Annotated in this window: 1 pseudogene; it reads right to left on the bottom strand. The window is 62.3% G+C overall.

From position 1 onward, the window contains the following. Positions 1-427 (bottom strand): annotated as a pseudogene (locus AB1462_RS32215) (hypothetical protein); the annotation flags it as partial.

Here is a 427-nt window from a genome sequence, read left to right as displayed (position 1 = left end):
ATCATTGCCGGTGATCATTGCCTCGATAATCGCACCCTGCGCCCCGGCATCCAGCGCGACCGGCGTAAAGCCTTCGGTGCGGCCGATGCCTTCGCGCTCGATAAGCACGGACTGGCGGGTATCTGCTAGCGAGGCGAGGTGGCGGCGATAGGCGCGGTCGCCTGCGTCGCGCAAACGTGCCGCGCGCGCTTTCACCAGCCGTCGATCGAGTTGCGGCATGCGTGCAGCCGGCGTTCCCTCACGCGGGCTGAAGGGGAAAACGTGCAGATGGGTCAGCCCGCATTCCTCGACGATTTTCAGGGAGTTTTCGAACATCTCTTCGGTTTCGGTCGGGAAACCGGCGATAATATCCGCGCCGAAGACGATTTCCGGGCGCAAACGGCGCACATCTTCGCAAAAACGGATCGAATCGTCGCGCAAATGACGG

Origin of the sequence: Pseudomonas sp. SB113 (genome assembly GCF_040754745.1) — a bacterium.
Classification (GTDB): Bacteria; Pseudomonadota; Gammaproteobacteria; order Pseudomonadales; family Pseudomonadaceae; genus Aquipseudomonas; species Aquipseudomonas grimontii.
Note: the sequence above shows the minus strand (reverse complement) of the source record. Positions and strands in the feature narration are given on the sequence as shown.